The 4268-nt window shown below is 51.3% G+C and carries 5 protein-coding genes; 2 read left to right on the forward strand and 3 right to left on the reverse strand.

Translation table 11 applies throughout. The features are described 5' to 3' along the window. The 3 genes from Q0338_RS01965 to Q0338_RS01975 form a co-directional block, all read right to left on the reverse strand. Window positions 1-503 (reverse strand): hypothetical protein (locus tag Q0338_RS01965; RefSeq protein WP_298085292.1); only part of this gene is annotated, 503 nt, incomplete at its 3' end. Between the two features lie 15 nt (window positions 504-518). Beyond that, entirely contained in the window at window positions 519-1388 is an 870-nt protein-coding gene (sppA, locus tag Q0338_RS01970) for a signal peptide peptidase SppA (RefSeq protein ID WP_298085293.1), read from the reverse strand. Between the two features lie 137 nt (window positions 1389-1525). After that, window positions 1526-2770, reverse strand: coding sequence for a metal-dependent hydrolase (locus Q0338_RS01975; protein WP_298085294.1), 1245 nt, complete (start codon window positions 2768-2770; stop codon window positions 1526-1528). Window positions 2771-2861: 91 nt separating this feature from the next. Between Q0338_RS01975 and aroQ the strand changes: the two genes are divergently transcribed. Together aroQ and Q0338_RS01985 are read left to right on the forward strand one after the other, a co-directional pair. Continuing rightward, entirely contained in the window at window positions 2862-3350 is a 489-nt protein-coding gene (aroQ, locus tag Q0338_RS01980; RefSeq protein ID WP_298085295.1) for a type II 3-dehydroquinate dehydratase, read from the forward strand. A gap of 13 nt (window positions 3351-3363) precedes the next feature. Further along, on the forward strand, window positions 3364-4268 hold a 905-nt coding region (locus tag Q0338_RS01985; RefSeq protein ID WP_298085296.1), incomplete at its 3' end, for a M24 family metallopeptidase.

Here is a 4268-nt window from a genome sequence, read left to right on the forward strand (position 1 = left end):
GCGCTTAAATTTTCCTTCTCGCTAGCCTTATCGGCGCTACTAAGAGCCGCCGGGTCGCTTGCTCTAAGCGCGGCAAAGCGTAAAATATCGCTCTCAAACCGCGAGGCGATATAAGCGCAAAATCCGTCTTTAAACGTCAAAATATCGCCGTTAAAATACATCTCCTCTCGCTCGTTTTCCGCAAGGTCGAAATCGGTGTAAATTTTACCCCCGGCGGCAAAAATATGAACCAAGTTTTTGCCGATAAAAATCACGGAGTGAAGCAGGCGCGGCAAAACCTTGCCCGCATAAAAATCAGTAATAAGCTTGCCGTCCTTGCCTACGCGTACTTTGTAGCGCGAACCGGCGTTTTCTAAAAACGGTTTATCGAGCTCGCTAAGGCTCCATAGCTCATCCGCGCTTACCGGAGTCGAGTTTCTGCGGTCGTAAACCAGCGTCTCGTCAAGGCCGTATTTTGATACCATAAAGTCGTAGTTATCTTTAAATTTCGAGATTATTTTCACGCCGCGCCTTTAAATTTACCTCGCCTTAGCTTCAAAAAACCCCGATATTAGCGAGTTTGCACCCTGATTTATAAATTTTTGCATCGCTTTTTCGTAGACGGACGGCTTTTCCCAGACGGGCTCGGCCACGCCGCTTAGCTTTTCTAGCTCGGCGCGCGCGGAATAATAATCGCTCACCTCGTCGATGAGCCCAAGCTTTGCCGCATCGCGAGCCAGAAATACCCGCGCGTTCGCCCACTCCTTGATTTTGTTCGCGTCTAGATTTCTATCCGCCGCCACGTCGCTTACGAACATCTCGTAGCTGGCGTTTACGAGCTCTTGCAGCTGTTCGCGCTCGATCTTGCTCCACGGGCGCAGAAACGTCCCCGCCTCTTTATACTCGCCCGCCTTTACGATTTGCTGCGAGACGCCGATTTTAGCCGCTAGCTCGCTAGCATCCGCGCCTTGCATTATCACGCCGATCGATCCGATAAATGCGCCAGGATTTGCCAAAATTTTGTTTGCGCCGGCACCCGCGTAGTAGCTGCCGCTCGTCATCGACCCGCCCGCATACGCGACCACGGGCTTTTTGGCGCGCAGATTTTTGACCGCGAGGTGCAGCTCGACGCTAGGCGCCAGCGCGCCGCCCGGGCTATCGATATAAAGCAGCACGCCCTTGATGTCGCCGTCCTTGCGCGCGGCCTCGATCTTTTCTAGCGCCTCGTTTGCGTCCATGATCGCGCCTGAGAGGTTGATCTGGGTTAGGTTGGGCGGATTTACGTTTTCGCCCTTGCCGCTAAAAAATATCAAAAATACGATGAGTAAAAACAGCATTGCCTTAAAATACGTATTTATGAACCTAAAAATCGCCGCAATCGGCGCAAAAATAAATCTCAAAAATCCCATTTTTTTCCTTTAAATTTATCGTTTTCGTGAAATTCGGGCGCATTTTACCATTTAAATTTATAAATTTAGCTAGCGGGCGGGATTTGAGAAACGAGCCTCAAATTTGAGCTTAAATTTGGTATTTGCCGCGCCAAAGCCTAAACCGCAAATTCGGCCCAATCGTTTAAATTTACCTCTGCGCCGCCTACAAATAGCTGCTCGCAGCCCTTGGCGTGCAAGATGAGCATGAGCGGTAGCTGCGCTGCGTCCGCGTCCGCAAAACCGCCGTAGAGCGCGAGGTCGGCTAGCTTGCCCTCTTTTATCTCGCCTGCTTCTAAATTTAGCGCGCTTGCGGCGTTTTTAGTCGAGGCTAGAAGTAAAATTTTAGCAAGCTCTAGCGGATCAAATTCGGCGTGAATGAGCAAATTTGCCCGCAGCTCATCAAGGAAATTTAGGCTCATGTTTGAGCTAAGGCCGTCCGTGCCGATGTTTATGCACACTCCAGCATCCAGTGCGGCACGTAAATTTAGCGTGCGCTTGCTAAGCAGCCTGTTTGAAACCGCGCAGTGCGTGAGACTGTGAAGCTCACGGTCAAAGCCCGAAAAATCATCCGCCCAAACGCAGTGCGTAAAGAGCGTGCGAATGCCTGCAAACATCGCTACAAACGAGCTTGGCGTATAAAGCGGACGCGCGGCGGGGTTAAATTTGCCCAGCCACTCTTTAAAGCCGCCCGAGCCGCCTTCTAGCCAGCTTTTTTCATGCTCGCTCTCCATAAAATGCGTCGAGACGATCAGCTCCCGCTCGCGGGCTAAATTTAGCGCAGCAGCGGCTAAATCAGGGTGCGTAGAGTAGGGCGAATGCACCGAAACCGCGGGCGTAAAAAGCGGACTTTTGCGCTTTTGCGACGCTTCAAAGCGGGTGATAAAATTTGCCAAGCTTTGCTCAAGCGCGGCTTCGTTCGTGCCCAAAATTTCGTTAAAAAACACGACCCTGCCGCCGCAGTTCGCGCAGGCCTCCAAATCTCCGCCAAAGCTAGAAACCGCTCCGAAGCTCGCCACGCCGCTACGCTGCATGGTTTTTATCGCAGAGGCGATGACGTCCTCGTTTGCCGCCTGCGAGAGCGCGCCGCGAGAGGCGATAACCGAGCTAAGCCACTCTAAAAAATCGCCGTAAACGAGGCTGGTTTTGTTCGCGCTAAACTCCAGATGTACGTGCGGGTTGATGAAAGCCGGCGCCAAAACGGCGTCTGGATACTCTAAAAACCGCGCGTCCTCGTATCTTTTTCGCAGCTGCTCGGCCTCGCCAACGGCTTTGATACGTTCATCAAAAGCGACCGCCGCATCCTCTAAAACGGTAAAATTTTCGTCGCATAGCATTGTAAATTTCGGTTTAACGATGATCATTTTTAAGCTCCTATTTTTCGTGATTGTAGCGAAAATTTAGCTTAAAAAATGTATAATCAAGGCTAAATTTAAATCTTTTAAAAGGCTAAAAATGGAAACAAAATCTAAACTAATGGTCATCCAAGGCCCGAATATCAACATGCTGGGCACGCGCGAGACCGATATCTACGGCTCGATGAAGATGGAGGATATCCACGCGCAGATGAAGCTTTTTGCCGAGCAAAACGGCATCGAGATCGAGTTTTTTCAGAGCAATTTCGAGGGCGAGCTAGTGGATAAAATCCAAGAGTGCTTCGGCGAATTTGACGGCATCATCATAAACCCAGCCGCCTACACGCACACATCTATCGCGATCCGCGACGCTATCGCAGCCGTCGGACTTCCGGTCATCGAGGTGCATATCAGCAACATCCACCGCCGCGAAGAATTCCGCCAAAAAAGCCTCATAGCGCCGGTAACTGCGGGACAGATCGTGGGCTTTGGGCCTGTGGGCTACCACCTAGCTATGATTGCGATGCTGCAAATTTTCGAGCAGATAAAAGCTATGAAAGCCGCAAGAGCGGGCGAAAAAGCGGAGTAAAACGAGGCAAAATTTGAAAAATTTTATCCTAAAGGACGAAAACGCCGTATTTCACGAGTGCGGATACAGCTGCGACAACGCGATATTTTTAAGTCTCGCGGGGCGCAAATTTTTCCTCACCGATGCGCGTTATAGCATCGAGGCGCGCGAGCTTTGCCGCGATACCGAAGTGATCGAGGTCGAGCGAAATTTGATAAAAGACGCGCGGCTGTTTTTGCGAAAGGCGGGCGTTGCTGAGCTTAGCTACAACCCGTACGATTTTAGCGCGGGCGAGTGGGAGGCGCTTAGCAAGGGGCTTGGGATAAGATTTAAGGCGCGGGCGAATTTTTCGCAAATTTCGCGCATAGTAAAATCAGAGGATGAGATAAAAATTTTAAAACGCGCGGCGCAGTTGGGTGCGGAGAGATTTGACGAATTTGCCGCGTTCGTGCGCGCCGAGGGCGAAGGCATGAGCGAAGAGGAGCTGTTTTTTAACGCCGAGCTTATTTTTAAGAAAAAGGGCGAGCTCGCGCTTAGCTTTTCGCCTATCGTCGCGATCAACGAAAACGCCGCAAAGGCGCACGCTCTGCCGAGCAAAAAGCGGCTACGGCAGGGCGATTTGCTCCTGCTTGACGCGGGGGTTAAATTTAACCGCTACTGCTCCGATAGGACGCGCACGGCGTGCTTTGACGAAAATTTTAACTTCGGCAAAGAGCAAAATTTTAAAAACGCCAAGCGGCAAGAAATTTACGAAATCGTAAAAGAGGCTCAGGCTCTGGCGATCGCGGCGGTTATGCCCGGCAAAAAGGCGCGCGAGATCGACGCGGCGGCTAGGGATTTTATCGCCGCTCAGGGTTACGGCGAGGCGTTTTTTCACAGCACCGGACACGGCGTCGGAGTCGATATCCACGAGCTTCCCTTTATCTCAAAGCGCGGAGA

This window comes from uncultured Campylobacter sp. (genome assembly GCF_938018145.1).
Taxonomy (GTDB): Bacteria; Campylobacterota; Campylobacteria; order Campylobacterales; family Campylobacteraceae; genus Campylobacter_A.